This is a genomic window from Treponema saccharophilum DSM 2985 (assembly GCF_000255555.1).
GTDB classification, from domain to species: Bacteria; Spirochaetota; Spirochaetia; order Treponematales; family Treponemataceae; genus Treponema_D; species Treponema_D saccharophilum.
Map to the genome: position 1 here is coordinate 126790 of NZ_AGRW01000050.1, position 26767 is coordinate 153556.

General features: G+C 47.2%; 31 protein-coding genes. 6 read left to right on the forward strand and 25 right to left on the reverse strand.

Features of this window, described 5'->3' with window-relative positions; genetic code table 11:
• Positions 1-250 precede the first annotated feature (250 nt).
• From TRESADRAFT_RS09675 to TRESADRAFT_RS16290, 17 genes are all read right to left on the reverse strand, one after another.
• Complete coding sequence (locus TRESADRAFT_RS09675; protein ID WP_002705224.1) at positions 251-1531, reverse strand: hypothetical protein; 1281 nt, start codon at positions 1529-1531, stop codon at positions 251-253.
• A 117-nt stretch (positions 1532-1648) separates the two neighbouring features.
• On the reverse strand, positions 1649-1954 hold the full coding sequence (locus TRESADRAFT_RS09680; protein ID WP_050985078.1) for a hypothetical protein: 306 nt from the start codon (positions 1952-1954) through the stop codon (positions 1649-1651).
• Positions 1955-2143: 189 nt separating this feature from the next.
• Positions 2144-2896 carry an SH3 domain-containing protein gene (locus tag TRESADRAFT_RS09685; RefSeq protein ID WP_002705228.1) on the reverse strand — a complete coding sequence of 251 codons (753 nt, stop codon included), beginning with the start codon at positions 2894-2896 and terminating at the stop codon, positions 2144-2146.
• A gap of 17 nt (positions 2897-2913) precedes the next feature.
• Positions 2914-4206, reverse strand: a complete 1293-nt coding sequence (locus TRESADRAFT_RS15240; RefSeq protein ID WP_050985079.1) for a formylglycine-generating enzyme family protein — start codon at positions 4204-4206, stop codon at positions 2914-2916.
• Positions 4207-4222: 16 nt separating this feature from the next.
• On the reverse strand, positions 4223-4915 hold the full coding sequence (locus TRESADRAFT_RS09695; RefSeq protein WP_002705232.1) for an SH3 domain-containing protein: 693 nt from the start codon (positions 4913-4915) through the stop codon (positions 4223-4225).
• A 43-nt stretch (positions 4916-4958) separates the two neighbouring features.
• Positions 4959-5339 (reverse strand): hypothetical protein, encoded by a 381-nt coding sequence (locus tag TRESADRAFT_RS16280; RefSeq protein ID WP_002705233.1) that lies wholly within the window; start codon positions 5337-5339, stop codon positions 4959-4961.
• Entirely contained in the window at positions 5336-6160 is an 825-nt protein-coding gene (locus TRESADRAFT_RS16285; RefSeq protein WP_002705234.1) for a hypothetical protein, read from the reverse strand. The genes TRESADRAFT_RS16280 and TRESADRAFT_RS16285 overlap by 4 nt, the downstream gene beginning before the upstream one ends.
• Positions 6161-6230: 70 nt before the next feature.
• Complete coding sequence (locus tag TRESADRAFT_RS16070; RefSeq protein ID WP_141607317.1) at positions 6231-6536, reverse strand: hypothetical protein; 306 nt, start codon at positions 6534-6536, stop codon at positions 6231-6233.
• A gap of 17 nt (positions 6537-6553) precedes the next feature.
• Positions 6554-7252 (reverse strand): YARHG domain-containing protein, encoded by a 699-nt coding sequence (locus tag TRESADRAFT_RS15245; protein WP_002705236.1) that lies wholly within the window; start codon positions 7250-7252, stop codon positions 6554-6556.
• 60 nt (positions 7253-7312) lie between these two features.
• Positions 7313-8662 (reverse strand): ankyrin repeat domain-containing protein, encoded by a 1350-nt coding sequence (locus tag TRESADRAFT_RS09715; RefSeq protein WP_002705240.1) that lies wholly within the window; start codon positions 8660-8662, stop codon positions 7313-7315.
• 27 nt (positions 8663-8689) lie between these two features.
• A complete protein-coding gene (locus tag TRESADRAFT_RS09720; protein WP_002705242.1) occupies positions 8690-9172 on the reverse strand; it encodes a hypothetical protein in 483 nt (160 codons plus the stop codon).
• A gap of 27 nt (positions 9173-9199) precedes the next feature.
• A complete protein-coding gene (locus tag TRESADRAFT_RS09725) occupies positions 9200-9529 on the reverse strand; it encodes a hypothetical protein (RefSeq protein WP_002705243.1) in 330 nt (109 codons plus the stop codon).
• 11 nt (positions 9530-9540) lie between these two features.
• Positions 9541-9837: a SpaA isopeptide-forming pilin-related protein gene (locus TRESADRAFT_RS09730; protein ID WP_002705245.1), complete on the reverse strand. Its 297-nt coding sequence runs from the start codon at positions 9835-9837 to the stop codon at positions 9541-9543.
• Positions 9838-9861: 24 nt separating this feature from the next.
• On the reverse strand, positions 9862-9996 hold the full coding sequence (locus tag TRESADRAFT_RS16710) for a hypothetical protein (RefSeq protein ID WP_281054624.1): 135 nt from the start codon (positions 9994-9996) through the stop codon (positions 9862-9864).
• Positions 9997-10102: 106 nt separating this feature from the next.
• Entirely contained in the window at positions 10103-10363 is a 261-nt protein-coding gene (locus tag TRESADRAFT_RS09735; protein WP_002705249.1) for a hypothetical protein, read from the reverse strand.
• A gap of 113 nt (positions 10364-10476) precedes the next feature.
• A complete protein-coding gene (locus TRESADRAFT_RS09740; RefSeq protein ID WP_002705251.1) occupies positions 10477-11238 on the reverse strand; it encodes an XAC2610-related protein in 762 nt (253 codons plus the stop codon).
• 167 nt (positions 11239-11405) lie between these two features.
• Entirely contained in the window at positions 11406-11693 is a 288-nt protein-coding gene (locus TRESADRAFT_RS16290; protein WP_159100059.1) for a hypothetical protein, read from the reverse strand.
• 226 nt (positions 11694-11919) lie between these two features.
• Between TRESADRAFT_RS16290 and TRESADRAFT_RS09745 the strand changes: the two genes are divergently transcribed.
• The 3 genes from TRESADRAFT_RS09745 to TRESADRAFT_RS09755 all read left to right on the forward strand — a co-directional run bounded on the left by TRESADRAFT_RS09745 (position 11920) and on the right by TRESADRAFT_RS09755 (position 13986).
• The gene (locus TRESADRAFT_RS09745) at positions 11920-12156 is read left to right on the forward strand and encodes a hypothetical protein (RefSeq protein ID WP_002705252.1); all 237 of its coding nucleotides are present in this window, start codon (positions 11920-11922) and stop codon (positions 12154-12156) included.
• Between the two features lie 243 nt (positions 12157-12399).
• Entirely contained in the window at positions 12400-13038 is a 639-nt protein-coding gene (locus TRESADRAFT_RS09750) for a TM1812 family CRISPR-associated protein (RefSeq protein WP_002705253.1), read from the forward strand.
• Between the two features lie 18 nt (positions 13039-13056).
• Positions 13057-13986: a hypothetical protein gene (locus tag TRESADRAFT_RS09755; RefSeq protein ID WP_002705254.1), complete on the forward strand. Its 930-nt coding sequence runs from the start codon at positions 13057-13059 to the stop codon at positions 13984-13986.
• Positions 13987-14045: 59 nt separating this feature from the next.
• On the opposite strand, the gene TRESADRAFT_RS09760 is transcribed toward TRESADRAFT_RS09755, so the two are convergent.
• Entirely contained in the window at positions 14046-14453 is a 408-nt protein-coding gene (locus TRESADRAFT_RS09760) for a hypothetical protein (RefSeq protein ID WP_002705255.1), read from the reverse strand.
• Between the two features lie 14 nt (positions 14454-14467).
• Positions 14468-14986 (reverse strand): hypothetical protein, encoded by a 519-nt coding sequence (locus TRESADRAFT_RS09765; protein WP_002705257.1) that lies wholly within the window; start codon positions 14984-14986, stop codon positions 14468-14470.
• Between the two features lie 135 nt (positions 14987-15121).
• Here TRESADRAFT_RS09765 and TRESADRAFT_RS09770 point away from each other — a divergent pair, with 135 nt between their 5' ends.
• The 3 genes from TRESADRAFT_RS09770 (at position 15122) to TRESADRAFT_RS09785 (ending at position 21468) form a co-directional block, all read left to right on the forward strand.
• Positions 15122-16711, forward strand: coding sequence for a hypothetical protein (locus tag TRESADRAFT_RS09770; RefSeq protein WP_002705259.1), 1590 nt, complete (start codon positions 15122-15124; stop codon positions 16709-16711).
• 57 nt (positions 16712-16768) lie between these two features.
• Positions 16769-19144 (forward strand): AAA family ATPase, encoded by a 2376-nt coding sequence (locus TRESADRAFT_RS15250; RefSeq protein ID WP_002705268.1) that lies wholly within the window; start codon positions 16769-16771, stop codon positions 19142-19144.
• A 725-nt stretch (positions 19145-19869) separates the two neighbouring features.
• Positions 19870-21468: a VWA domain-containing protein gene (locus tag TRESADRAFT_RS09785; RefSeq protein ID WP_245534344.1), complete on the forward strand. Its 1599-nt coding sequence runs from the start codon at positions 19870-19872 to the stop codon at positions 21466-21468.
• 212 nt (positions 21469-21680) lie between these two features.
• Here the strand turns inward: TRESADRAFT_RS09785 and TRESADRAFT_RS15255 are convergent, their stop codons facing one another.
• The 6 genes from TRESADRAFT_RS15255 to TRESADRAFT_RS09815 form a co-directional block, all read right to left on the reverse strand.
• Complete coding sequence (locus TRESADRAFT_RS15255) at positions 21681-23084, reverse strand: adenylate/guanylate cyclase domain-containing protein (RefSeq protein ID WP_002705273.1); 1404 nt, start codon at positions 23082-23084, stop codon at positions 21681-21683.
• Positions 23085-23145: 61 nt separating this feature from the next.
• Positions 23146-23430: a hypothetical protein gene (locus TRESADRAFT_RS16295; protein WP_002705274.1), complete on the reverse strand. Its 285-nt coding sequence runs from the start codon at positions 23428-23430 to the stop codon at positions 23146-23148.
• Positions 23431-23432: 2 nt separating this feature from the next.
• Positions 23433-24746 (reverse strand): ankyrin repeat domain-containing protein, encoded by a 1314-nt coding sequence (locus TRESADRAFT_RS09800; RefSeq protein WP_002705275.1) that lies wholly within the window; start codon positions 24744-24746, stop codon positions 23433-23435.
• A 15-nt stretch (positions 24747-24761) separates the two neighbouring features.
• A complete protein-coding gene (locus TRESADRAFT_RS09805) occupies positions 24762-24962 on the reverse strand; it encodes a hypothetical protein (protein ID WP_002705276.1) in 201 nt (66 codons plus the stop codon).
• Positions 24963-25141: 179 nt separating this feature from the next.
• On the reverse strand, positions 25142-25930 hold the full coding sequence (locus TRESADRAFT_RS09810) for a TIGR02452 family protein (protein ID WP_002705277.1): 789 nt from the start codon (positions 25928-25930) through the stop codon (positions 25142-25144).
• A gap of 83 nt (positions 25931-26013) precedes the next feature.
• Positions 26014-26767: leucine-rich repeat domain-containing protein (locus tag TRESADRAFT_RS09815; protein ID WP_002705278.1), on the reverse strand; the 754-nt coding region annotated here is incomplete at its 5' end.

Sequence of the window (26767 nt, forward strand, 5' to 3'; positions counted from 1 at the left end):
AATTTCAAGCACATATTTTTAGGAACTTTTCCTAAAGGCTTAGGAGAGTTCCCTAAAAGGTTAGGAAGACTTCCTAAAGGCTTAGGAAACTTTCCTAAAAGGTTAGGAGACCTTCCTAAAGGTTTAGGAGGCTTTCCTAAAAGGTTAGGAGACCTTCCTAAAAGTTTAGGAGCGTTTCCTAAAGAGTTAGGAAGCCTTCCTAAAAGTTTTTGCCAATGCGTCTCCCATGTTTCTCCTCCTTCGCGACCTTTTATCCTATTTTGAATCTTTTTCTGAAAATTTCTTTCGCTTTTTCTGCGATGTCCTTGTTGCAGTCGTATATCGCTTCATCGCAGACGGTTTTGTCCAGAATGCCGTTTTCTGCCATTCTGTCAAAAATATCATTTCTGCACAGAGAGCATTTGTTTTTTTGATAAAGCCTGCTCAAAATTTTCTTATAGAAGTCCAAATCATTTTTGAGATTTTCATTGTCAATCAAAAATTGAAGAATATCATGGCAACTATAAACATCAAGGCAGTCTATTTTATCCAGCAAAATTCCATTTTCATTTTTATCATAAAAAGCACAAAGAGCTTTTATATACAATTCCTGCACATCGGAATTGCGAAAATCCAAATCAAAAATCAATTCCTTGACTTCGCCTTTTCCAAAAAGGAGCATAGCCTGCAAAATCTGGATTTTGAAATCTTGATTTTCAACTTTCAGATATTCGCTTTTGAGAATTTCGTAGTCAACGGGAATCTTGACTTCATCAAATGCTGAAATGAGCCTGTATTTAAATTCTTCATTTTCAAATTGAAAAGCGTATTCTGCGATTTTCCTCATCTCATCTTCATCAGCTTTTTTGAGCCAGGAACGAATCGGATAATACCATTTATTTTTCTTGTAAAAGTTTTCGATTATTTCTTCGGCAGATTTTCTTTTATAAGGCTTGAAAGCGCGGGTTTCCTCAATGTTCTGCAGATAAAGCTTTATATGATTGTCATCGCTTTTCTGCAAAAAAGAGCGGACTTCTCCTTTGTTGTGAAAATCGCTGAAAAAACCGTCATAACAAGCCAAATTGTGATTCGGATTTTTTTCAAGGAGTTTTCCAAGTTCCCGCGCGACAAATTCGGCCGCTTCAAGTCCTTCTTTTTCCGCAAAATCGTAAATCGCATACAAATCGTCTTTTCCGTTTTCAATGTACCAGCGGATTTTGTCGAAGATGATTTTTTTGAAAACGATTTTTTCCTGCGCCAAGATGCACACAAAACTGAAAGTCTGCTGCTCGCCCCAATCGGTGCCGGTCATTTTTTCAAAAAAATGCAGAACTTTTTTGAAGACCGCTTCTTTGTTATGATAGTTTTTCACTATCGAATACATATATTCCGCCCGCAGACCTTCGCATTGCGGGTCGTAAGCATTGCAGTTCAGAATATTGTCCACGATGATTGAATCAACTTCTGGCGACGCTTTTATTATTTCGTTTTTTATCAGAAGATATGGAATTCCTGTTCCTTTTTCCAATTCTGCTTCAAATATGTTTATCATTTTTTATATTCCAAAATGCATTATACATTTTTTTCAGTTTTCGCTTTTAAAAAAAGTTGCGGTGGCGCAAAGGCGAGTCAACAACAGAAGAAACGATTAAACTATTTGTTAAGCGTCTTAATATGAATTAATTAACTCTTTTGCTGCTTCATATTTTTCTATAAACTGAATATCTTCGGCATTTTTACATCTTTCAATTTCTAATTCTAAAACCTGTAAGATTCGTTCCTTAGAGATAATTCTATAATCTCTAACTAATTCTTCACCAAATTCCGGATATTCCCAATCCAAATAGAACATTTTATCCTTAGTTATCCCATATGTTAATGTTTCAACCGGGCCTAATGAATACTTATTAATTATTACAATATTACCATCTTTATCTGGCTTAAGGGTTGGAATGTCATACATAAATCTATTCACTTTTTAGACCTCCTTTGTTATATGTAGAAAAATAAGAATAAACTCGTAAAAAGATGGGTCGCCAAAAACATTAACATTGTGGTTGAAGAAAATTACAGCCGAAATCGCTCCCCAAAGCATCATAATAAGCGACAGAAGCGAAAATATTTTGGCAAGTCGGTGTTTCATTGTTTTCTCCGCTTTTTTTACTTACCAGCCAGGCGCAAAATCAAACTTTATGCCGACAATGTTTTCTCCGTCGTCAAAAACATGCATTCGCACATAGCCACCTCTCCATGCCTGCAAATCATCGATGTTCTCAAAAAAATAAGCCTCGCCGTTTGGCTTTTTGCCGAAAATATCGCGCACTTTCTCCATAGAATCGCCAATCTGTATCGGGAAATCCTTTGGCATGCCATCGTTGTCATAAACATACACGCCCAAAAGAAAATAGCCTTCTTTTCCGCTCTCTTCGTCTTTTGTGGGATAAAAGATATAGTTTATGCCCTGACCGTAAACTCTGGTTATGTCCTCTTCGCTAAAACTAAAAATGTTGCGCCCATTCCTGTCGATGTTCATCGTTGAAGTGAATTGTTCCGCCAGCTCCTCAAGCCAATCTTCCACGGGGTTCAGAATCTCGTAACAGCGAAAGTCCGCCGCATCTTCAAGAGTGCGCGAAAGATACTCGCCGTAGACAAAGCCCCAAGAGCCACTTTGAGTGCGGATTTTGCACCACGGCTTTTCAGAGTCGCCGATTTTTTCTTTTTCCGCCGTTTCCTCAAGAAGCTCGACACGCTCGTTGCATTTGAGCGCAAACTTTTTCTTTCCGCTCAGGCTCGGCTTGTCGCGCACGTTCACGCCGTCCAACGTGTTGACATAGCGATAGACACCGCTTTCCGCAAGCGCAACCGACGAAAGTGAGAGTGTTGCCAGAACGCAGATGATGATTTTCCTTGCTTTCATAAAAACAGCCTTTTTCTCTAGTCCTTGCTCACAAACTCATTGAACAGCACATCGTAATCTTCACTACCGATTTTGACTTTAGTGTGCAGATAGGCTTGGGATTTTATCCTTTGCCAGTCGATTTTGTCAGGGTCGAGGCTACGGGCTTCCTCGGGTATTATCCCAAGAAGCATGGCAAACTGATGCCAAACATAAGCTTCCATATTCTTTTGGGTTGGGCGGGCATAAAGTACATAGATGAAATTCGGTATGCAACTTTTTTCGTTGCCCTGCATACGGAAATAGAGGTACGGTGAGCTTGTGTTTGGATCAATGAGATAGGTACTGCCCTTTGTGTGGATATAGGTAGAGCCTCCCATTTTTCGGACAGTGTCGTCGCTTTCTTCCTCCGTGATTATGAGCTTTTCCCGCTCCACAATCTCGGCAAGAATTTCTTGAAGCCGTTCCTCAGAAACAGGTGGGAGTTCATCGGGAAAATCTGAATGCTGAGTATACGCTTTTTTTGTCGTTTCCTCGTCATCGCCCTGTAGTGCCGCATATTTTGCTTTGCGAACTATGCGAAATCCTCTGGAACTGTCGCATACCCACGGAAGTGAGTTTCCCTTGCCAGTGGTCTCGCACTCTGTTACGGTTCCCCACAAATAACTGTTATACCAAGCACCACCGCCCAACAAGCGATAACGGTCATAGTATGCATCCCAGACCCATTCATACACATTGCCACTCATATCGTACAAGCCGTAGCCGTTTGGCTTTTTCTGTGCCACGGGATGCGTCGTATTGCCGCTGTTGTCTTTATACCATGCAACTTCGTCTATAATGTCGCTTCCGGCATAAATGTAATTCTGTCCGCCTTTTGCTGCATATATTCTTTCGTCCAGCGTCGGCAGTCGATAACCGTCCGCATCGATGTTCTGTGTGACTATGCTGTTGAATTTGTGGTCTTTATCCGTACTGCTGTTCGGTTCGTAGCCCCATTTGGAAACATCGCTTTCGCCGTCCACCTCATACACTGGAGACAGTCCGTGCATAACGCTCAGTTTGTTGCAGAAATAAACCGCGTCATACCAGCTCACGCATTCCACAGGATTGTCATTCCCCTTGAATTCGCTCGGATTCACGCCCATCACATTCTCATACAAAAACTGTGTTACTTCCGTCTTTAGCATTTCAATATCTGTACCCGGAATTTGTATCATATCAACGCTGATTCCTTCCTCGGTGACTGTCTTTGTCAAATCATATTTCTCCGCCGCAGCAAGTGATGACAGCACGGCAGCCGCCGCCATAATCAGAAATATCTTTTTCATTGTGATTTTCTTCCCTTTACTCCCTGCTCGTCCACGGCTTTTCGCGGTATTCCGTGCCGTCGGTCAGGTAACCCGCGAAGCACCAGCCTTCCGTTCCGTCTTTCGCGCGGACTTTCACCCACGCAGACTCGATTCCGTCTATCGTCACCTTTTCGCCCACCTCGATGACGGTCGCCCTCTCGTCTTTTGAAAGCCGCCCGACCTGTTCCGCAGAAAGCGAGGGGGATTTTCGGATTCTGAGCGCGTCGGTGGCGATGTATTTCTGCCCCACAAAGCGGATGTCGTCCAAAACGCGCCAGCCGTCGATATTATTTCTGTACCACCATTCTTTGCCTGACTTACTCGCTTCATGGTGATAATAAATTTCAAGCGGGGTAAAATGTGGCATATCATCAGAAAATGGAACATCGCCAGACATAGGTATTGAGAATCTTTCCCCGTCACTATAGAACGCAAATTCACCGTCAAAATCATTAAAATAACGAAAGTGGCATTTTATTTTAAAACGCTGACCGTCAAATTCTTTTATTTTGTCCCTAGAATTGTTCTTAGAAACTTCTTCAAAGTCTTTCTTATCTTCGCTGACGGTTGTTTCCTTGTACTTGCTCTCGTCAAAGCCGTATATAAACCCGCTCCGTGCCGAAGCCTGCGCAAACGCGACCGACGACAGCACGAACAGTGCCGCAAAAATCAGAAATGTCTTTTTCATCTTTCGCTCCTTTCCCCCCTTTGTATCACATTTCGCACGGTCGCTACAGGGCTGGCGGGGGTTGCTCCGTTTTGTCCGTATCAGTTTGCTTGTCATTGCGGCTCGCAAACAGAAAAGAGTATTTTCCATCGGGAATATTTTTGACATAGACCCAGCCGTTTCTGTCGGTCTTTCCGTAGATTTCGCCCTCAGTTTTGTCATCGAAGAACACGAAAATCACGAATTCGCGGTTCGCAATCGGCTCTCGCCTGTCGTTGTCGCCCGTGTGAACATAAAACATCTGTGTCTTGATGCAGTTCTCGCCGTCAAGCGTTATGTTCTTTAAGCCGAATATTTTTGATTCTGTCGCACACGAGGCGAGCAAGAGCGCGAAAATGAGTGCGAACGGCAGAAGCGGGCAGATTTTGGCTAGTCGGGCTTTCATAGTGTTTCCTCCTTCGTCAGCACGAGCGGAACGGGAAAGCGGTAGCCTTTCTCAAGCTCGTCCGCACAATACAGAACATCGGAAAGCGAAGTGTGTATCGTGAGCGTGTCGCCGTCTAAGGAATAGGAAAGCTCGCAGTAATCCGTAAGGCTTCCGTAGCCGCCAACGCCGTCTTTGTAGCCTTCAGCGTAGTCCGTTACGAAAAGCTCGATGTGGCTGTCGGTGGCGGCGTATTTTCCTTGCCACGCATAAAACTTGTATTTGATTTTTTTGTAGTCAAGCTTGATTTCCATTTCGTCAGCCTCTGGATACCCCAAGCCGAACTCCACGGTGATTTCCACTTTCTCGTCGGAAAAAGTCCACCGAACAGGGCTCGGAGAAAGGATTTCCGCTCTCTTTTCCCCCAGAGCGACGCGGGATTTTTGTTCTTCGTCTTTGGCTTTTTGGATTTCACACAGCTCATGCCATCGTTCATTGTCGATTTCAATCGATAACTTGCAGTCTTTAAATTCATCGCTAAGGTTCTGGATAAAAACCTCTGAGTTTTCGTCGCACTCTGTCCAAATCCGTCCCTCTCGCCCGTCGTCAAATTTCACGGTAATAACAATGGGCATATTTTTCATAAATGCTTGAGTTATGCCTTCCTTGTCCGCAAAGCGAGCATGAAACCACTCCGAGCCGTCGAAGCTGATTCCTTCGCTTTTGAAAACAGGCGACGGCGGGACGTTTTCGGGCGGATTTTTCTTTGTCGTCGCGCAGGCACACAGTGACATTTGTAAAAGAAATGCCAGAGCGATAAATGCAATCTTATTTGTTTTCATAAAAAGACTCCGTTTTATAAAAATCATTGTCTCACATCAAAATAAAACCCAAAATCTGCTTTATCAAAACTCAGTAAAATTCTTCCGTCGTCGGTAAAACCAAACGCCAGAACTCAGTGCCAATTCTGCTTCGCTCCGTGTAAGGTCGGGCGTAACCGCAATATCGCCCAAAATCAAGGATTCCCTGCTGTCTAAAATCACCATTTGTGTTTCCTCCCATCATACCGCAAAAAAGACGGGCAAGCCTATGACCACGCCCGCGTGCGAACACAACGCCATTTGCAAAATAACAGCCAATGCGATAAAAATAATCTTCTTTGCTTTCATAATTTGCTCCCCGCACAAAAAAAGCACAATAAAGATTGTACTTTCTCATTCCTTCCTTAATTGCAATTATTTCTCCGCAAGCTTTATAACTTCGAGCAAACTTGATTCAAGGCGGTTGAAACGCTTCTCAATGTTTTCGTTACTATTTCCTTTTGGGACATAATACCAGTCGCATTTGGAAAAAATCTCTTTCAGGTCGGCGGATTTGAACTCGTATCCGTATTTTGCATAAATCGTGTTCCGCAGGATTCGCAAATCTTCTTTTGAAAAGATTTTTGCTATCTCAACAAATGCTGCAAGGCAGTCAAAATCTGGGTTGTAAGAGGAGTTATTAAATGCCTCGTTTTGAAGATACCACCTGTAAAACTCGTCCGCAAGAATTCTGTAAAAATCAGTTTTGCTGTATTTTATTTCCTCGACATTTTTAATATTTGCCTTTGGAGGCTCATTGAAGTCATATTTTGCCGCTGAAAATATCCCATCGCCCAGATAATCAGGGTGATAGTTCCCGTAATTCCCAAAAACACGGTAATAATTACCTTTTTCATTTTTATAAAAAACAATGAGTCCATTTGTGGGAACTTGATATTCATAAATCATAAAATTATTTATGAAGTAAAACTCTTCTGAATACTCTTCGCCTATATGAACAGCATACTTATAATTATAGATGTAAGTTTCTTTTCTGCATTTGAAAAATTCGTCCGCCCACGCAACCGACGACAGCACGACCGCCGCCGCCAAAATCAAAAACATCTTTTTCATAGTCTTCCCCTATTCGTTGGTTTCTTCAATATTGCCAAAAATCCATTCGCCACCAGAAGATTACCAATCGTCGCTCATATCTTCGAGCGGAAGATGAAGCGCAATCTGCACATTCTCAGCTCTTTCGATTTCAGTAACGCTTTTGCCTCTTCCTGTTACGGCTGCCTTTGTTTGTGCCTCTGGAGTGAGGAGTCGCTCGATTTCGTCATAGACGGGGATTTCCGCTTCTTTGAGGTCGTCCCTGCGGCATGAGCGGTGAAAATAATCCAGAGCGGTGAGTCCTTTTTCGTCGCGCAAAGTCTTGTCCGCGTTGTATGAAACCAAAAGCCGAATCCAGTTTACTATGTCTGTGATTTCTGTTGCCCAAGAAATCTCTGCAAAACACATCAGCGCAGTTTTTCCGTATGCGTCTTGAATGTCCACGTCAGCTCCTCCGTCCAAAAGCACTTTTGCAATTGGCAGTTTGGGTGCGTCGTTTCGCGTTGTCGCATACCTATCAGCAAGAAGAATGAGCGCGGTCATTTTTCTGTGGTCATTTGTCTGCGCGTTCACATCAACTCCTTTCTCCAAAAGAAGCTTGAAGAGGCGGCAGAGGTCGCTGGCTTTCTTTTTCTCAACGAGCAGCCGTTTTTCCTTCTCTTCCTCCGTTTCGTTGGAATCATAAATGAAAAAAATCGACTCCTCCAAGAGGAACATAAAAGGCGTGTAGTCCTGGCGAAAGCCAAAATCGTAGCGTTCAAGGGGGACTGCACCAAGTTCAAGGAGAATGCAGGCCTCCTCATAGCACTTCGTCCCGACCGCAAACTCCACAATGCCGTTTCCTTTTCCGTCTTCCGCTAAAAAATTGTAGCCGTGGGAGCAAAGAAGATTGATTGCGCCGTGCCTTTTGGATGCAACCGCATTTTTCATCGCATCCCTTTTAAACTCTATTTCCTTGTTCGCGTCCGCGCCTGACTCCAAAAGAAGAGCCGTGATTCTGTCCGCCTTTTCTTCGTCTTGGTAAGCCTTGCAGGATTCGCCCAAAGGGGTGCGCTTTCCATATTCAGAAAAAGCGTTCACGTCCGCGCCCTTTTTGAGCAGTTTTGCGATTTTTTTCTCGTTCTGCTTTTTCACCGCACGGATAAGAGGCGTGTTCTCCTTCCATTCGCTAAAGCCCGAATTAGAAAACGAATCTCCTGCACTATCAAGTATCTTTAGTATGGGCGCACCCAAGATTCCGATGACAAGTGGCGAAAAGAAGACAGCCGCCGCGATTCCCGCCACTTTGAGAGCGAGCGCACTTTTTGCCGCAGCTGCCACAATGAGCGAGACGATTGCCGTTCCGCCCGCCATAAGAATCAGCGGCCACGCCACGACGCAAACAGAAAAAGTGATTATAAGCCACAAAGGAATTTCAACATCCATAAACATAAAAACCTCCAAAAGCAACCGCGGTACCTACATCGGCAGTTCAGCGACGAGCCAGTTGCCGTTTTCGTCCTGTTCCATTGTAACTTGGTCTTCGCCCTCGGCGGATTCCCCCTGGTAAGAAGCGGAAATTTTCACCGTGTAGAACGCGCTTCCCCAGCCGTTGGACTTGAAAGCGGCTGGATTGATTGTTATGCGGACCGAATCAACTTTCCCATAAAGCCCTTCCCATGCTTCATGCATAGTGACTATTCCCTCATCAAACGAAGAGCCTGGAAAACTATAATGGGTGATTAAATCATGCCATCCGTCGTCCTTGGAAAAATAGCTGACGAAAAACGAAACGAGGACAGAAGTCGGGTCTTTCCTGTCGATGCTTGAATCTGCCGCCCATGTTTTTCCGTCGCGCGTCGATGAAACTTCCACTCCGTTCCTTGAAACCACAAAAGTTTCAGAGGTTGCCGTGGAACAAAGCGCGACCGCCGCCGCAAAAATCAGAAATATCTTTTTCATTGTGATTTCCTCCCGATTTTAGCAAAGTTATGCCGAAAAAGTGCGGATTGAATCATACAACACTAAAATTATCCCAGAAACAAACGCCAATGATAAGGCACAAAAACAAATCATTCTCAGTCCTTTTTGGCTTTGCCTTATCCGCTTGAAAAATGCAAGCGAGGGAAACAGAACGAATGCAAGCCAAAAAAACAGAAGCAAAGCCCCCACAAAAAAAGCCGTTCCCTCATCCATAGTGCCGTCATACTGATATACCAGCCCCGTCAGACAGAGAAACAAAAAGAACAATGTCATTGGCGTTATCAGCGTTCCTAAAAATGTCCACACGCCGAAAATGAACAGAAACAGCTTTTTCATAATTCACCCCTTCATTCACCGCTGAACATGATATAATATTTTCCGTCAGGCACATTCTGTATATAAACCCAGCCGTGCTTGTCGGTCTTTGTGACGATTCTGCCGATGCCGTCCTCTTTGAGCAGATAAACGGCACATTCAGCGTTCGCAATTGGCTTCCCTGTGTTCTTGTCGATGTTCTGAACTTTTATCCATTGTTCGCCGTCAAGCGCGATATTGTCTAGTTCCAGAATTGGCGACTCTTTCGGCATTGTCGCGCACGACGACAGCACGACCGCCGTCGCCAAAATCAGAAATAGTTTTTTCATAGTTCACTCCTTTTCGCTGTCATCTCACCGCTCGCACGCCGCGTCAAGTTTCGCGCTCATGTGGGAAATGCAGGTGTCGCTGTATTTTGAGCCTTTGTAGACGGAGCGGACGGTCATGTCAAATCCGCACCGAATCGTGCCGTCAGGAGCGACAATCACGGGCCAGCTCGTAAAATCGTCTTCCTGCTTGTCCTCGTATTCCCAAAAGGTACAGCCCGTTTTCGATTCTGACTTTCTGCTTCCGCCCCGTCCGGCGAGATTGAAATCAAAATCCGCGTCTCCGGCTCGACGAAAGTTCCGCCCTGCATGAGGACAGCATTCCCGAATATTTTTTGAGGACGGTCTGGTACGCGTCCATACCGTAGGATTTGTACACCGCCGTCACCTCAACGCAATCGACATACCGCTCGAAATCGTAGGAATAAACGCCGTCGGGCGGAAAGGCGCTTTTCGGCACGGACGCGCAGGAAACGAATGCAAAAGCAGGCACAAGAATCAGCGCTAATATATAGAAGAATCTTTTCATTTTTTGTTTTCATCACATTTTCCCTGGGCTGCGACAAAAATCGATTTCAGAACAAGTTCATTGCATACGCGCTTCCCCTGAAAAGCGTCATAGGGAAAAATTCCGTTTTCGGCTCACCGGCTCCCCGCGTTTTCCGCTTTCACCCTGAACGCGTCGCAGAAAAGCCTGCTTGGCGAAAGCGACGGTTTTTCCGCGGACGAGACCGTGCCGTCTGGCGAATAACGGATTTCGGCATAGAAAATCTCGTCGGCTTTTTCGGGCGGAAAACCGAAATGCTTGACAATATATTCACCGCGGTCGGCGTCGTCGGGAAGCTCGATTCCGTAAACATCGTACAATTCGGAAAGCGGCGCCTCGTGGAACTGGTGCGTGAGGACGAATTCGCCGCCGATGAATTCGTAGATGGAATAGATATGGTGGACGGCATTGTCGCGCTCGTATGACGTGAGGCATTTTTTCTCGGCGTTCGGAGCCGGGTTCGGGATATATTCGCAGCCGACATATTCAAACGCCGATTCCCGCCCGTTCCAAAGGAAAAACGACCAGTAGCTCACGCCCTGGTTCCCGTACCGCCCGAGATAAATCCGGATGTCCTTGAACCCGTCGAAATTCAAGTCCTCGAATTCGATGTGCCGCTCAAACGGGAAAACGGAACCATCGAAAAATCCCTCCGCGTATTCGTAGTCGATTTTCTGGATTTCCGTCCCGTTCCTGCGCACCTCGATTCCAATTTTCCGCTCGCCGTCCTCGGGATTTTTCATGTATCGGACCTCGATTCCGTCCGCCTTGTCAAAAAACGACGTGTATCCGGCTCCCCATCCCCCAAAAACCGCGCCCACAAAAACAAGCGCGGCCGCGCCAATCGATTTTCTCATTTTCACCTCCAATTTTTTTTGTTTTCCAATAAATTGCGCTTCAAGTTCTGAAGTATTTTCCATAATCAAAGTTTTCCCTTCCGTAAATAGTGCCTGATTTTCGCTGATGATTTCAGCGTATCACATTGCCGCCATCTCGCGAAAAGCCGGGCAGTGTGCCGGCAACATCATCTTTCTTTCCCCGCATTCCTGAAAACCGCGTCCAATTCCCTTATTATCTCCTCGGGATGCGGAATTCCGCGCGTCGCGTCCGCGATGTCCCAGAAAAGCCCCCACAACGCCGGGGCGTCCTCGTTAAGCTCGCAGATGCAGCCGAAGCCCTTCCATACAAAAAACGTTCGTCTCGGATTCGCGCAATGAACGGTTTTTATTTCCGCATACGTATCGTGCCATCCTCCAAAATCGTAATGACGTTTTTGGAAAACGCCATGCCGGCATCTTACTGTTTTGGGCACGTTTTATAAACGTCATTCTGGCGTTTTCCCAAATCCGCCCAGCCAGCAAAAAGTGATGCATCCGCCAAAAATTCAGGCGGGGCGTTCGGATGATTCTAAAACATATGCTTTCCGTGCCTATTTTTCGTGTTCCGCTCCGCGATTCCGCCGAAAAAATATCAGCGAGCTCTAAAAAGCGTCAACCGAAAGCGGAACTGCCGCTTATAGACTTGCAGGAGGTTTTTCAATGGACAAAAAAGAGGAGAAAGAAGAGGTGAAGCGGATTTTCACTGGGTACAAGCGAATGACGCCGAAAATCACGCGGGAATTGCGGAGGCTCGGCATTTTCGTCGTGCGGCAGAGGAACCACGTCGTCCTGTCTGTCTCAGACGGGGAGACGCGCCATCTCGTTCCGATAAGCTCGACGGGCGGAGACAAGCGCGGCGGGCTGAACATGGCGAGAAAAATCATCAGCTACTTATGAATGCCTGGCTTTTTGTGTTATTCCGAACTTGATTCGGAATCTGTGCACGCAAAATACAGGGATACGGAATCACGTTTTCCTGCAAAAGCTGTTCAGCATGAAAAAAGATAAATCACCTGTTTTTTCAGAACAGGTTATCTTAAAATGCGATGCTCAAAAACATGCTGTCTTCACATTTTTGACTCTTCGACCTGAGCGGCAGCAAAGTTATCGAACAGGTCTATTTTATGGAGGAATATCGATATGAAAAAAATTGTGTTCGCGGACATTCCGATGAAGGAAATGACGGAGCGCGACAAGGTCTGCTATTTCAAAACGGGAAACGCGGGATGTGCATACGAGGGAAAGGTCGTTTTCCCGATAAACGCGGTTCTTTCGGAAAAACTCAAAAAAGGCGACGACGTGAAAGTCGTCCTTCTCAAAACCATTTCCGCGAAGGGAAAGACGGACGCGAACGCGGATTTTTTCAGGGCGGAGCTTGACGGAATCAACGCGAGCATCGGCGCGAACATCGAATACGAGCCGGTCGAGTCGGATTTCGTTGAGACGAAAAAGAACCACGAGAAGCGCCTCCGCGCGATGCTCTCAAAAATCGAGGAAGGCGCCGAGATTTTCGTTGACATCACGTTCGGGCCAAAGCCGCTTCCGATGGTGATGATGTGCGTCCTGAACTTTGCCGAGAAATTCTTCGACGCGGACGTCCGGAAAATCGTCTACGGCAAAGTCGATTTCGTGAAGCACGATGACGGCACGTTCTCCCCGGAAAATCCCGAGCTTTACGACGTGACGTCGCTCTACTATCTCAACAATCTGATGGGCTCGATGGAGGCTCCCGACGGAAAGACGGCATTGAACGCCCTTGATGAATTCTTCGCCTTGTAAATTCAGGAGCGACTTCAAATGGAAAAAGACAAACTCGAATCGAAAATCAAGAAAATCGCGGAGGAACTGCTTTCGATGCCGGAGGAAACGCGCACGGAATCGGAGGATTTCACCATCCTGAAAACGAAGCTCGCCGATTTTTCATGGCGGTGGGCGGAAGGCGTTTTCGGAAAGACGAAAATCGAGTGCGCGGGAGAGGAAATAATGAAATGCGCCGCAGCGTGCCTCAAAAATTTCAGCGGGCAGCCGGACGATTTCATCAAATATCTTTCCGCGTCGCTCAAGACACAAATCGAGCGCGCGAACGAGAGAAACGCCGAATCCGAATCGAGCGCGATGAAAGCCCCCGAAAAGAAAAGCCGGCTCGCAAAAAACGCTATCCGCTATGCCGAGGAAAACGCGCTTGAAATACGTTCCGATGCGGCGCAGGAAAAAATCGCCCGAATTTTCGGACTGCCAAAAGAGAAAATCAGGCGCGCGCTTGACTGCTGCTTCACCTGCAGGACGGAAGACGAATTCGTCATCGGAGACGACGGCGAGTTTGCCTCGATGTTCGACACGGCTCTCCTCTCCCCCAAAAGCCGAAACCGCTATCCGGCGGAGAAAGCACTTCTTGACGGAGACATGCAGGCCAAGCTCAAACACAAGCTTTTGAGAATCGACTTGATTTTTCAAAAAAAGCAGGAGCGCGTGAAGCCGTACCTTTCCGCGCTGATTATGCGGCAGATTCTTTTTGAGCTGGATAACGCGAAAATCGATTTCGGGCAGTTTCCGGCATTTCTTTCGGAATTCAACTTCTCAAAATACGGGAAATCCGCCGAGCTGCTGGAAAACGTCGTCTCAGGAAAGGACATCCCCACGCAGGAGGAAACCGCGGCGATGTTCGGCAAGGACAAGACGGACGCAAGCCGGACGATGCGGGGCTTTCTGGAAAAAATGAAGGACTGACGGCGGGAACGGGAACGAAATGCGCGGGACACATTCTTGAGCTGTCCCGCGCATTTCCGCTACATCCCGCTGTATTTTGCGGAGCAAATCAGCTCGCTTTCCGAATCCGTGAAAATCATGCAGACGCTCATGTCGCACCCCTGTTTTCTGTCCAGGCGGCTGTCCAAATTCGCGGCGACATCGCTGTTTACTTTCAGGGTGTGCTTTATGTCGCTTTTGGAGGCGGCTTTTCCCCGTTTGTATTGGCACCAGATATAATAGCTGCTTCCGTTTTTGTACATCCTGATTGTGTGCTCGTCGTTTTCCTCGATGAGCGTGCTTTTTCCGCTCAGATACGGGCTGTAGTCAGAAAAATTTCTCTCGGAAGTGTCGTAATAATAGTACGGGAAGCCTTTTGTCGGGTTCTGCGCCCACAGAAAGGCGGCAAACGACAGGAACGCCAAAAAAACAGATATCTTTCTTTTCATTTTTGAATCCTTTTTTACCATGCGGCATCGTAAATCTTGTCCGCCAAATTCCGAGCCTCTTCTTCCGTGGCAACGGTGTCGGTCGCCTCCTTCAGAATCATCGCGCCGGCAGCGATACCGAACAGCGCACCCGCACCTTTCGCCGCGTCAATCTTTTTCTGCTTCGCCTCCGCCGTGATGAATTTAACGCCTTTGTTGTTGAAGAAAATCGTCATCTTGTCGCCGGAACGGGAAAAAGCGAACGAATTCTCGTTTCTCTCGACAATCGGCTCATAAAGCTCATGATTGAGCGAGCTTGTCGTATGTTCCGTCAGATTTTCGAGCACGATGCGCCCGTCGTCGACGCGATAGCTCCAGGCGATGTAGTTTCCGCCCTTCTTTTCGCTGTATTTGAAAACAGTATCGTCGATTTCAAGGAAATAATCGCTGCTTCCGATTTTGTCCTTCGCCCATTTTCCGACAGGAGAATTTTCATCCGCAAAAAGAGCCGAGGCGGCGAACGCCATCAGCGCACCAATAAAAAGCGTTTTCATTGAACGACTCCAAAATTAATATGCAAACGATAAGATATATGAAAATCAAATTTTCTGAAAGAATACATGCAGAAAAACTGTCAATCCGACGGAAAATTGCGGATAGAAAATACCGGGAGGATTTTTGGAGGAACAATGGCAAACGACTTTGTTTTTGGCGGCTTCGGCTGTTTTGAAGAAAAAGGAACCGGTTTTTTCGGGGAATTTCTCGCGCTCCTCTCCTCAGCCGCCGACAACCGCGAGCGTATTTCGGCTTTTCTCGACAAAAACGGCTTTTCGGGCGCGGACGTGAGCGGGGCAATCAAGCGCTTTTTCCTGTATGCGAAGGAAACGCACAAGGCTGATTTCGACAAAAATCCGTCCGTCGTTTTCCTTCTATATAAATGCATCCAGTTCCTGACGTTCGACGATTTCAAATCTATTTTTCCGGCAAAAAAATCGGTTGTGGAGCAGAACATATACGATTACTCGACGGAAATCTTCAAATCGAAGGACGCGGATTCTGCCGTGGAAAATTTCGCGCGCGGCTTCATCTCCTCGGCGTTCAGCGTCAGGAACATCGAAAAAAACAAGGACGAGAAATACGACGACGATTTGAGCCTTCTCCAGAAGCTGTTCGCGTTCCTTCTTTTTGACAGCGCGGAAAAGCTCGGGCTTGGCAGAACCGGCGATTTCTGCACGGCGGGCGCGGAATACTGGTCGGCGGAAAAACTGTCGGCGGTCATGAACGCGCTCGCGCAAAAACTCGATTTCAACGGCAAAGCTCCGATAGAGCTTCCCGATTTCAGGAATTTCAGCGGGAAGCATTTCGGGCGGAACGAAAGCGTCCTGCGGCTTCTGTACAACTTTACGCGTCCCGAGCAGGCTCTGAAAGAGGGAATCATAAACGAGCTGAATTTCGTAAGGGAGCAGCAGCGCGCAATCCTCCCGATTTGGCCGAACACGCGGAAGGACAATTTCACCCCGTCCGACGCGTCATCGGAAATCAGGCGCGTGAAAGAAAACCTCAAGACGCTCAAATCCATCGATTTCGGTTTTTCCGACAGCGCATTCTCGCAGACTTTTTTCATCAACGACGAGGAAAAGGCGAAATCTGTCACAAGGACGATAAAATGCCGCTGTTTTTCCGAATCGGAAATGGAATGGGAGTCAATCGAAAGGAAGAAAGGAAGGATTTTCGCACGAAGAAAGGAGCGCACCATGATAAAAAAATCGCTCGACTCAAAATTCCTGTATCCGGAGCGGAACAAAATTACGCACGTGGGGGAGAATTTTGCCGTCTTCACGCTTTTCACGAAGGATTACAAGGAGCGCGACAAATACATGTGGGAGGAGCTTTTTCTTCAGGCATTTTTCGACGCGCGGAAATACCTTGAGAAAGGCCCCGACAAGGAAATTTCGAAGCAGCTTATCGCGATACTGGATTACTTTTTCGAGAAAACGACGCGCCCGCTCGGACTGCCCCACCGCACCCCGGCGGAATTGTACAAGCGCGTCTTCAACAACGGGGAAATCGCGATTCCGTACAGCGAGATAAAGAAGACGAACGTTTTCAGCAATCTCACCGACACCGAAATTCGCTATCTCAAACATTTTCTGGGCTTCCTGTACTGCTCGGAGAACATCGCCGAGGATTTCATTCTCCGGAACAAAGCGAAAATCCAGGTTTACCTGATTTACCTTACGCTTGAGCTGACAAAACTTGAAAGCGCGAAAAAGAAATAGAAAAAGCGTCAACTTGAAAATAAAATATTCCTAATACATAGAGCAAGGAGTCTTGAAATGACATACACAAAAGAGGAAGTTGTGCAGAAACTTGTTTTGGCATACAAAGCACGTTGCGAAGAAAAGAACCTAGACGAGATTTCTATTTCATCCATCATTCAAAAAGCTTCATTCAAGCAGGATGAGCGAAACGAAATTTTCAAGTTGTTCAATTTGCCTTCGTATGAAGAAATTCTTTTGCACACAAATCTTTTTGATGTGTTCAGTCCACAAGGAAAAACTCACAAGGTTGCAAAAATGAAACAGACAAATGCCACAATGGAGGAAAAGACAATGGCAGAAAACGAAACAAAAACGGAAAAACTTCACGACAGAATTCAAAAGATTCGCGACGCTCTTTCAGAAGGCTTGATTGAAAAAGAAGATGTTGTCCGCTTGCTGCTTCTTACGGCGATTGCAGGAGAAAGCTCATTTTTACTCGGCGCGCCAGGCTGTGGAAAAAGTATGCTTGCCCGCAGAATGGCTTTGGCGTTCAAGGTGGACGGAGAGAACGGAGTAAAGTATTTTGAAACGCTCTTGAACCAGTTTTCAACGCCAGAAGATGTATTCGGCAACATTTCGCTCAAGGCTTTGAACGGAGAGCTTGAAGAATGCAAGGGAAAAGAAGAATATCGCCGTCTCACAGAAAATATGCTTCCTGAAGCGGACGTCGCATTTTTGGACGAAATTTGGAAGGCAAGCCCGGCAATTTTGAACACGCTTCTGACGATTATCAACGAGCGAAAATTCCACAACGGAAGCAAGGTGATGGACGTTCCGCTCAAAGCCCTTTTCGCCGCATCGAACGAGCTTCCTGCAAAGGACAAGGGACTTGAAGCATTGTACGACCGTTTTGTCCTGCGCCTTTGCGTTGGATATATTCAAAATGAGGACAGCTTCTTTGAGATGATTGACGGCTCTTCAAGTTCAGAGTTTGAGCTTCCCGACGAAGTGAAAAAATTGCAGATTACGAACGAAGAACTGAAAGAGTGGAAAGAAAAAATTGACGCTGTTTCCCTTTCCGATGAGGCAAAAGCCGTCATTTCTGCAATCCGAAAGGAGCTTGTTCATCGAAACAACAACATGGGCGACGAGGACAAAAAGAACGGCGAGCTTTTTGAAGTTGGCGACCGTCGCTGGAAGAAAATCGCGCACATTCTCAAAACGTCGGCGTTCCTGAACGACCGCAGCGAAGTCGATTTGATGGACTGCCAGCTCATCGAATACTGCATCTGGAGCACGGAAAAGCAACAGAAGCAAGCCCGCGAGATTGTTGAGAAGTGCATCAAGCAGAACGGTGTGGACTGCGACAACGCGATTGACGAAATCAGAGAACAGATTGTTGACTTTAAGGTGGCTATTGATGAAGCCTGGTTTATGGAAGTTGAGGAGCCTGCAACCGATAAAATTGTTACGGTTGATGGACAAAATTGCTATGAATGTACTCGTGAGGGAACAAGCGAAACTTGGTATGTAAGTGTGGAAAAAGGAACACATGCTTATTACTCTGATCATTCTCATGATGTCTATGATTCAAGTAAATCCCGTAGAACCTCTGATTATTCCATGACAAAACAAGGTGATAAAATTAAATGTTGGCAGAACTTCACCTTAAAAAAGAATCCTGCAAAAACCCATGTTGAAGCAAAGAAATTTTCCGACATCGCATACGAAACCCTGCAGAAAAAATTCAAGCAGGAGCGTTATGTGCCAATCGTTGACAGAATCAATGCCGAGATTGCTTCACTCAAGACTCAGAAAGAAAAGGACGCAGTTCCATTCAAGGCAAATCTCTTTGCGAATCAGGAATACAATACGAGCATCACCTCAAAAATCGACACTGCAATTCGTGAACTTGAAGATGCCGAAGTTGCGCTTGATAAACAGCAGAGCCGCTATTACAAGGCGAATCTTTCAGCCTCTCTTTCTGTCGGCGATGTGATTCTAAAAAACGGCACAATCTATACTGCGGACGAAATAGCTTCTTTGTCTGACGAGGACAAAGGAAAAGTGATTGCTGTTGTCTGCGTTGCTGGTGAAAAAACGTATGCTGTGGGACTTGAGCAGTACACGGACACTTGGGACAACACCGCAAAAATCGCCTCTGACTACGGAAGCGAAAATGGACTTCCTTCAAAATATGCTTCTTGTTGGGCAGTTCCCGATAAGAATTTGCTTTCTAAAATCTGGGCGAACAGAGAAGTCATCAACAAATCTTTGGAAGCTGTTGGCAATAAGCTCGCAACTCTGATGGCAAAAGAATACTGGTCTTCAAGCTCAAATGGAGATACTGCCGCATTCTATCAGCTCTTTGACGAGCGCGGACACCAAGACCACACGACAAAAGACCATAATTATGCCGTCTGCCTTGTTCGCGAATGGAAAAAGGAATAGACATTGAACGAAAACAAATCGCGCAATGCCCTTTCCGCATTGCGACAAAAGTTCCCAGCCGCGCCTGATGTCTGCTCGCTTTCTGACGAACAAAAAGCGTGGCTTCAGATGAAAATCCAGTCGGTCGCGGAGGTAGCTGAAACAGCGCAGGTTGCCTTGCAGCTGCAAAAAATCCGTAACCGCCTTGTTCACGCGACGGAAGATGTGAGGGACGGGGAACTTCAAAAAATGGTTTCGTTCGTGTTTTCGAACATGGACGAAATTGAAAAATTGCTAGGAAAACAGGAATCGGAATGAATAAAAAAGACCGTAATTCGCGAAAATACAGCCGAAAGGCACTGGAGCGGGTGAATGAGATAATCGGCAAATATCCGACAAAGATATCTGATTTCGCAACCGTGAAAGAAGAATCTCGCGCGTGGATTCAGATGAAAATTCAGCAATTTCGCGAGTGCTTGAAAAACGTGAAATTTTTGTCAAAACCGTCTTGGTGGGAACCGCTTAGATTAGCGCGGAACAAAACAGCCCACCAAACAGAAGATTTTTCTGACGAGGAATTTTCTGATTTGTGCAGCAAAGTGTTCTCAAACATAGAAAAAATCACAGGCGACTTACAGGCGAACATCAAACGTTATCGCCAGCAGTCCAAGAAAAAACGCAAGTTTGAGAATTTCGCTTCTCCCGTCTTCGGTTCTGAAAATGACCGCAAGCAGCTTGTTGACGCCATGGAAGACATGATTTCGCCTGTCGAGCCGAAATATGTGAAAATCGAATTTCCCAAAAACAATTATGCAAAAATCGCGGAAGACACGCTTTCTGAAATTCTTCGCCATGGAAACACGCATCCTTACGCGCTTTTGCATGAGGGCGTTAGCGAGAATATTCAGACTGACATTCTGGAATGGCTCCAAAAAACTCAAGCGACGATTGAAAAGGAAAATCCATTTTTTGACGAAGCAATTTTCCTTGCCCAGCAGAAAAAACTCAGCGCACAAGAAATCGCACTTGATTTGTCTGCTGAAAACTCAAAGATTCAGTATCATTACAAGCGGCTTCCTTCCGTGAGCGATTCAAAACGAGGAAGCATTGCTCCAAGCACTCTGGACTTTGATTTTTATCGCAAATCTTTTTCCGAGCAGAAAAAAATCAAACCGGATAAAGACGGAAAAGAAACAATCGCATGGAAATCTGCGGAAAAACTTGATGTCTTGTGTCGCAATTTTCTTTCCGACATGGAGAAAAATCTCATCGACCGCAAAAACAAGTGGGAAATGGAGCGAATCGACGCACTCAGGAAGCAGTTCCTCGAAGAGCTTTACAAGAAAATCGAAAAATTCATGCGCCTTGAAAAACTCCTTTCGCCTTTTATCAAGGACTTGGGACGGCTCTGGGATTTGTCCAACAAAGCGTTTGAGACGAGCGGATTTGAAATCTTGGAGCAGTTCGCAAAACTTTTGGAGCAGGACGAGTCCTTGCAGGAACTTGCCAAGATGATTGGAAAGCAGAGCCGCACGCAGGAAATTTTCGAAAAGGAAATGCGCGACAAAATCGTCATCAAAACCGAGTGGCATCCAAAACCTGCCTACCGTGGAGAGATAAACGGATTGCGCTATTCTTCCGACATTGCCTCCGTGCTTCCTGCGGAACTTGCCATGATGAAAAATCCCGCGGCAAAGAAATTGTTCCAGCTCAAATTCGCGCAGAAACAGCTTTTGTCCTTTGATTATCAAAACGACAAAGCGGAAAGCAAGGAAGAGCATGAGAGCGAAGAAGTTGACGTGGCAAAAAAAGACCAGAAAGGTCCTGTCATTATCTGCGTGGACACATCAGGCTCAATGCAAGGTACACCGGAAAACATCGCAAAGACCGTGACATTCGCCCTTTCAAAAATCGCCATGGAGGAAGAACGCAAGTGCTATCTGATTTCGTTTTCCACTGGAATTGAAACGCTTGATATGTCGGATTTCAAATCGGGCGACGCGCTTACAAGAATTGTGCAGTTTCTCCGCATGAGCTTCAACGGCGGAACAGATGCAAGCCCTGCGTTAAAGCATGCTGTGCAGATGCTCCAGAAAGACGGTTACAAGAATGCAGACGTTCTGATGATTTCTGATTTTGTGATGGGAACTCTTCCTGATGACCTTGTGAAATCAATCGAAGAAGAAAAGAAGAAGAACACGGACTTCTACAGCCTTGTCATCGGTTCAAGCGGAAATCAGAGTACGATTGCATGTTTCAATCATAATTGGCTCTACGACACAAGCGACTCGCGGGCGCAGCGGCATCTTGTTGAGCATCTGCAAACGATGAGAACGCGGACGTGAAAAAAGGCTGGACGAATGAATTATTGAATTAAAAAATTGCCGATTCGCGATTCTCGCCCTATATGCGCAAGTAAAACAAATTCCCGACACTGCTGCATTTGGAGGCAAAAATGGAAATCTCGACAAAAGAATGGAACGCTTACATAGAATCAATGAAAAACGCAATTTCAGAAGACAAGGCCTCCCCCGCCTCCTGACCTTGAGGGAGGAAATCATAAGTAATAGGTGCTCATCTTCCCCTTGCCCTTGATTTCCATCTCCACTTTTTCGAATGCCGAGCAATCTGAATGGCACTGCGAAAGCGTGCGCTCGGTGACGTGGATTTTCATTGGCTCGGCGGTGCTTTCCATGCGGCTGGCGACGTTGACCGTGTCGCCCCACACGTCATAGATGAATTTCGTCTTTCCGATGACGCCGCCGACAAGGCTTCCCGTATTGATTCCGATCCGTATTTTCAGTTTCTGCTCGGCCGTCTTGTTGTAATCGGCGATGTCGGAAAGGATATTCTTGGCGAACATGAGCATCCTGTCAGCACCGTCATTGTCGCGCTCCGCCGTCAATCCGGAAGCCGCCATATACGAATCCCCGATAGTCTTAATCTTTTCGATTCCGGCTTCCCTCGCCCTGTCGTCGAGAATCGAAATCATCTGGTTGAGCATGCTGACGGTCTCCCGCGCGGACATCGTGCTGCTCATCTTCGTGAACCCGACGACGTCAGTGAAAAGCACCGTCGCGTTCGGATATTCGTTCGCGATGGTCTTGTCGGGATGTTCGGCAAGCTCGTCGGCAATTTCCTTCGGGAGGATGTTCAGAATAAGGTTCTCCGCCTTCTCGTTCGCGATTTTCAGCTCCTGCGTGCGCTCCTCGACGGTCTTCTCAAGCTCGCTTTTGTACATCTCGAGGAGCTGGATTTCGAAACGGTGCGCGCGGCGAACGGACTCGTTGAGGTTCTGTAGCGCGAAAACGTAGAGAATTATCGCCGAACCGACGACCGAAATGTTCGTCAGCGAAATCCCGTAAGCGAAAAACTGTATGCAGGAGGCGAAAATCGGCAGGACAGTAAAAAGGACGAGCGGAACGACGGTTTTGAGCTGAAGCTTCTTCGAATGGAAGATGATGAGCGTCGTCTGAAGAATCAGCGGAAGGATGCTGAACACATAGCTCACCGGCATCAGCGGCGCGCGGTGGTACCTGTTCTGAGCGTCAAACGTATAATACAAATCAGTAAACTGGGAGAACACTACGAGAAGCTGCCCCGCTCGCAAAATCCATTTGCAGATTCGGAGGCGACGCGGAACGCTTGCAAGGCGCGCCTCGTGCGTGTACAAATCGATGAGGTACATGTTGAACCCGTAAATAATCGACAAGCTCATCAGGAACACTAAAAAATTCGACAGCCGCACCGCCCACCAGCCGGTCATGCTGACATCGCCGCGGTACAGGTACGCAAAACGGTCGGCGATGAGGAGAACCATCGTCGCAAATTCGACTACGAGAATCGGCTTTTTCCGGCTTTTCGGGATGCTTGTTGAAATCGCGACGAGAAACGAAAGAATCGCGCAGATTCCCGTCAGGAAAAGCATTATGTCGAGCTGATAGCATTTCAAGAATTCCATGTTGATAAAGATACAACTTTTTTTTCTTTTTTTGCTACAAATAACAAACGGAGCCGAAAAATCAGCGGAGGGCGACCTCGACGCAAAAATAAAATACCTTCTCGAAAAGAACGTCCGCGACAAGAAATGCGAGGTTGAGCAACCTCCCCTTCCCCGTTGCGATGATTGCGCCGACAGCATCAAGAGCAATCGCCGGCAGAGCAAGAATAAACGAGGCAAGCACGAGGACGAATACGTTTCCGCCGTCAAATACCGGAAAGAAAAAACAGGCAGACGCCACCATGAGAAAAAATGCCGAAAGCATTCCGTTCGCGGCTGTAAGGATTTTTGCAATCTTCCCGCGCATGCTCACCATCCGTCGCACATGTCCGCAAGCATCACGTGCCCGTCGGTTTTTGGCAGCTCCGTTTTCTGGGAAACGATTTCCGAAACTGCGCCGATTATCTCCAGATTTTTCGAAGGATTTTTTTCAGGAAGAGAAACCGCGCCCGATTCCTTCGGCGTCAGAACGGAAACGATTTCGTCGTATTTCCGCATCTCCTCCTTCTCCCATGAATCTTTTTTCTCGTGCTTGTCCAAAAAAATATCAAGAGCGCGTTTTCCGTCGCTATCGCGCAGGGAATTGTCCGCACCGTGGGAGACGAGGAACGAGGAAACCGAAAGAATTTCGTCGAGCGAGCCGTATTCGAGGCCGCCGAGCATGAGGGGCGTTTTTCCCTTGTCTGTCCGGGCATTTATGTCAGCGCCCAAGGAAAGAAGCTTCTCGGCAAAAGGGGCGCGCTCATCCCAGCGTTCCCAATTGTAGGAATCCGCGCAATAGTGCATCGCAGTCCGCCCCCGCTCGTCGCGCGCGTTCACGTCGGTTCCGAGGCTCAGGAGCTTGCCGAAAACGGAAACCTTCATGGCGCCGCCCTTTTCGTCGTAACTGTTGTCGAGCAGCAACATGACGAGCGTCTTCCGCGTTTTTTCGCACGTCTTATAGTCGTAGCAGAATCCGTCCGTTTTCGCGCCGGAATCGAGAAGAAAATCCGCGCTCCTGTATTTTCCCGCCCCGACGGCAGACTGCAGCGGCTTGAAAATGAAATTCCGCTTTTTCTTCTTCACGAAAACATCATACCCGTCTATTTCGGCTCCGCGCTCCATCAGAATGCGGAGCGCCTCAATGCGCTCGCCGGCAATCGCGCACTCAATCGGATACGAAAAACCTCCCAGCCAGAAAAAGTCCGGGACGCCGAGATTTGGGTCGGCGCCCGCATCGAGAAGCAGCAGAAGGATTTTGTCGGCATTCTCGTTTTTCCCGTCATCATCGGCGTCATGCGAGCAGGCTGCGGTCAGCGGGGAATAGCGCTCCTTTATTTTGTTCGGGTTTTTCTTTTTTTTGAGAAGTCTCCCGACTTCCTCGACATCGTTGTCGAGAGCCGCGCAGACAAGCTCGCCCCACACTTTTATGCGCTCTTTTTCCACATTGCGGGGCCGGGATGCTCCCGCGACATAGACGACGGGAATGCAAAAAATGCCGAATGTCACTCCGGAAACGATTGCCGCTACCATTTTCGCAGTTCCCGACGCAAAAATGGCGATTATTCCGGAAACGACAGCCGCCAGACCGAAAAGAGCCGTCAGCCCGAGAAAAAGCAAAATCGCGGTGCCTATGTTATCCATATAAATTTTCCCGATTCACTCGTCGAAACAGACAGGCTCGTCGCCGTCGTCGCCCGTCAGTTCGAGTATTTTTTCGACGGTGAAAAAAATCCGCGCGCCCGTCGAATCTCCCCAGTAGTTCGAAAACATCTCCTCTCCTGTCTCCTTCGCCGGAAAAGCCGCGTTCGTGCCATTCAGCATCTGCGCTATGTAATATTGCCGCAACGTCAAAATCATTTTTAACCTCCGTAATGCAGCGCCACCGTTCTGAACTATCGCTTTCAGAACATGCCTGCTTGCGAACAGTATAGGCTGTTTTTCGTGCATTGAGTATTGCGCAGCAAAAATTCGTCCGCGGAATCTTTCCGCATGGCGGGCAAATCGGAAAAACCGGCGCAGGATGCCCGACCGTTTTTTCATTCGGCAAAACGCTTTTTGAAAACGTCGAAATTCGTCGTGTCGCCGTTGCAGAACACCGCAAATTCCACCGTCTCAAAACCGTATTTTCTTACAAGCCCCGAGAATATCTCCGAAACGATTTCGGGCGGATTGTTGAAGGCGCCGCAACCGAATGCGCCAAGAATCAGAACCTGGACATTTTCGTTCGAGGCAACGTCGAGGATTCTTTTTATGCGCGATTCCATAATTTTTTTGTAGGCGACGTCATCGTACCCCCAGTCCAATTCGGGCGCGGCAGAAACGATGACGTCGGTCTTGAACCACAGCTCTTCGTCCTTCAACTTCGGAATCGATTCGTCGGTTTTGAACACGACGACATCAGGAACGTAGATTACATCGTCGGTTCCCATCTCGTCGATTTCGCCCGCATCGTACTCCTCGCAGTGAAGGTCATAAAAATCCTGCTTTTTCGCGTACAAGCACGGATATAACGTCGATACGCGGCACATCGATTCTTCCTGCGCGCCTGCCGACCACGGTGCGCCGCCGACGCTATGAGAATTCGCAAAGTCAAGGCAGCAGATTTTTTTCCCCTTGTATTTTTCCGCAGCCGCAAACGTGCGCTCCCCGGAAACGACAATCTTCATGTCCGCATTCGGCATAGCGTTGGCGGTTATCTCGTCATCTTTGTAGACCACGTATTCGCGCTCAACCGAAGATGCAATCGCGCTTTTCAAAGAATTCAGTTTTCCGCATACATCTTGCGTGTCATCCATAACGGATTTGTTGATTTTGGCATAATCCATATCTGCACTCCTTTTTGCTTAGTATAAAAGAACTTTCAGCGATTTTGCCTTTCGGGCAAACCACCGAAATACTTCCAGCATCTCTACAGCTCCGCCTCGCCATCGGAGCACTTCACGGAAGCGACATTGCACCACTTGTGCCAGTCCTCGCCTTTTTCCACCGCTTTCCACTGAGATACAGTTCCGCCGAACTCAATCGACTCAAGCGACGAGCAGCCAAAGAACGCCATCTCGCCAATTATCGTGACGCTTGACGGAATTGCCACTGACGTAAGCGACTTGCAGTCCTCGAACGCACTCTCGCCTATTTCCGTGACGCTCGAAGGAATATCAACCGACGTAAGCGACTCGCAGCCCTCGAACGCATACTTGCCGATTTCCGTAACGCCCTCGGGTATCACAACCGACGTAAGCGACTTGCAGCCATTGAACGCACTCTCGCCGATTTCCGTGACGCTTGGCGGAATCTCAACCGACGAAAGCGACTTGCAGTTCCAGAACGCATAATTGCCGATTTCCGTGACGTCGGGCGGAATCACAACCGACACAAGCGACGCGCAGCCAGAGAACGCCCTCGTACCGATTTCCGTGACGCCATCAGGAATCGTGACAGAGCCGCGCTGGCTTGCACAATACAGGACTTTGTTGCCCTTGACCACGACTCCGTTCTTTATAGTAAGACACGGATGCGAAAGCTCGTTGATGTTGCAATCACGAAACGCCTTATCGCCGATTTCCGTGACGCTAGAAGGAATCACAACCGACGAAAGCGACGTGCAGCCATCGAACGCCCTCGCACCGATTTCAGTGACGCTTGACGGAATCTCAACCGACGAA

Coding starts and splice junctions, on each gene's coding strand:
- TRESADRAFT_RS15245 (WP_002705236.1), bottom strand. CDS start 7,252: ATGAAAAAGATGTTTTTGATTTTGGCGGCGGCGGTCGTGCTGTCGTCG.
- TRESADRAFT_RS09765 (WP_002705257.1), bottom strand. CDS start 14,986: ATGAAAACGCTTTTTATTGGTGCGCTGATGGCGTTCGCCGCCTCGGCT.
- TRESADRAFT_RS09785 (WP_245534344.1), top strand. CDS start 19,870: ATGGAAGACATGATTTCGCCTGTCGAGCCGAAATATGTGAAAATCGAA.
- TRESADRAFT_RS16070 (WP_141607317.1), bottom strand. CDS start 6,536: ATGAGAAAGTACAATCTTTATTGTGCTTTTTTTGTGCGGGGAGCAAAT.
- TRESADRAFT_RS09745 (WP_002705252.1), top strand. CDS start 11,920: ATGGACAAAAAAGAGGAGAAAGAAGAGGTGAAGCGGATTTTCACTGGG.
- TRESADRAFT_RS16295 (WP_002705274.1), bottom strand. CDS start 23,430: ATGCGCGGGAAGATTGCAAAAATCCTTACAGCCGCGAACGGAATGCTT.
- TRESADRAFT_RS09695 (WP_002705232.1), bottom strand. CDS start 4,915: ATGAAAAAGACATTTCTGATTTTTGCGGCACTGTTCGTGCTGTCGTCG.
- TRESADRAFT_RS09730 (WP_002705245.1), bottom strand. CDS start 9,837: ATGAAAAAACTATTTCTGATTTTGGCGACGGCGGTCGTGCTGTCGTCG.
- TRESADRAFT_RS16280 (WP_002705233.1), bottom strand. CDS start 5,339: ATGAAAGCCCGACTAGCCAAAATCTGCCCGCTTCTGCCGTTCGCACTC.
- TRESADRAFT_RS16285 (WP_002705234.1), bottom strand. CDS start 6,160: ATGAAAACAAATAAGATTGCATTTATCGCTCTGGCATTTCTTTTACAA.
- TRESADRAFT_RS09735 (WP_002705249.1), bottom strand. CDS start 10,363: ATGAAAAGATTCTTCTATATATTAGCGCTGATTCTTGTGCCTGCTTTT.
- TRESADRAFT_RS09725 (WP_002705243.1), bottom strand. CDS start 9,529: ATGAAAAAGCTGTTTCTGTTCATTTTCGGCGTGTGGACATTTTTAGGA.
- TRESADRAFT_RS15250 (WP_002705268.1), top strand. CDS start 16,769: ATGACATACACAAAAGAGGAAGTTGTGCAGAAACTTGTTTTGGCATAC.
- TRESADRAFT_RS15240 (WP_050985079.1), bottom strand. CDS start 4,206: ATGAAAAAGATATTTCTGATTATGGCGGCGGCTGCCGTGCTGTCATCA.
- TRESADRAFT_RS09760 (WP_002705255.1), bottom strand. CDS start 14,453: ATGAAAAGAAAGATATCTGTTTTTTTGGCGTTCCTGTCGTTTGCCGCC.
- TRESADRAFT_RS09800 (WP_002705275.1), bottom strand. CDS start 24,746: ATGGATAACATAGGCACCGCGATTTTGCTTTTTCTCGGGCTGACGGCT.
- TRESADRAFT_RS09720 (WP_002705242.1), bottom strand. CDS start 9,172: ATGAAAAAGATATTTCTGATTTTTGCGGCGGCGGTCGCGCTTTGTTCC.
- TRESADRAFT_RS09740 (WP_002705251.1), bottom strand. CDS start 11,238: ATGAGAAAATCGATTGGCGCGGCCGCGCTTGTTTTTGTGGGCGCGGTT.
- TRESADRAFT_RS09675 (WP_002705224.1), bottom strand. CDS start 1,531: ATGATAAACATATTTGAAGCAGAATTGGAAAAAGGAACAGGAATTCCA.
- TRESADRAFT_RS09810 (WP_002705277.1), bottom strand. CDS start 25,930: ATGGATTATGCCAAAATCAACAAATCCGTTATGGATGACACGCAAGAT.
- TRESADRAFT_RS09805 (WP_002705276.1), bottom strand. CDS start 24,962: ATGATTTTGACGTTGCGGCAATATTACATAGCGCAGATGCTGAATGGC.
- TRESADRAFT_RS09770 (WP_002705259.1), top strand. CDS start 15,122: ATGGCAAACGACTTTGTTTTTGGCGGCTTCGGCTGTTTTGAAGAAAAA.
- TRESADRAFT_RS09750 (WP_002705253.1), top strand. CDS start 12,400: ATGAAAAAAATTGTGTTCGCGGACATTCCGATGAAGGAAATGACGGAG.
- TRESADRAFT_RS09715 (WP_002705240.1), bottom strand. CDS start 8,662: ATGTTTATGGATGTTGAAATTCCTTTGTGGCTTATAATCACTTTTTCT.
- TRESADRAFT_RS15255 (WP_002705273.1), bottom strand. CDS start 23,084: ATGGAATTCTTGAAATGCTATCAGCTCGACATAATGCTTTTCCTGACG.
- TRESADRAFT_RS09755 (WP_002705254.1), top strand. CDS start 13,057: ATGGAAAAAGACAAACTCGAATCGAAAATCAAGAAAATCGCGGAGGAA.
- TRESADRAFT_RS09685 (WP_002705228.1), bottom strand. CDS start 2,896: ATGAAAGCAAGGAAAATCATCATCTGCGTTCTGGCAACACTCTCACTT.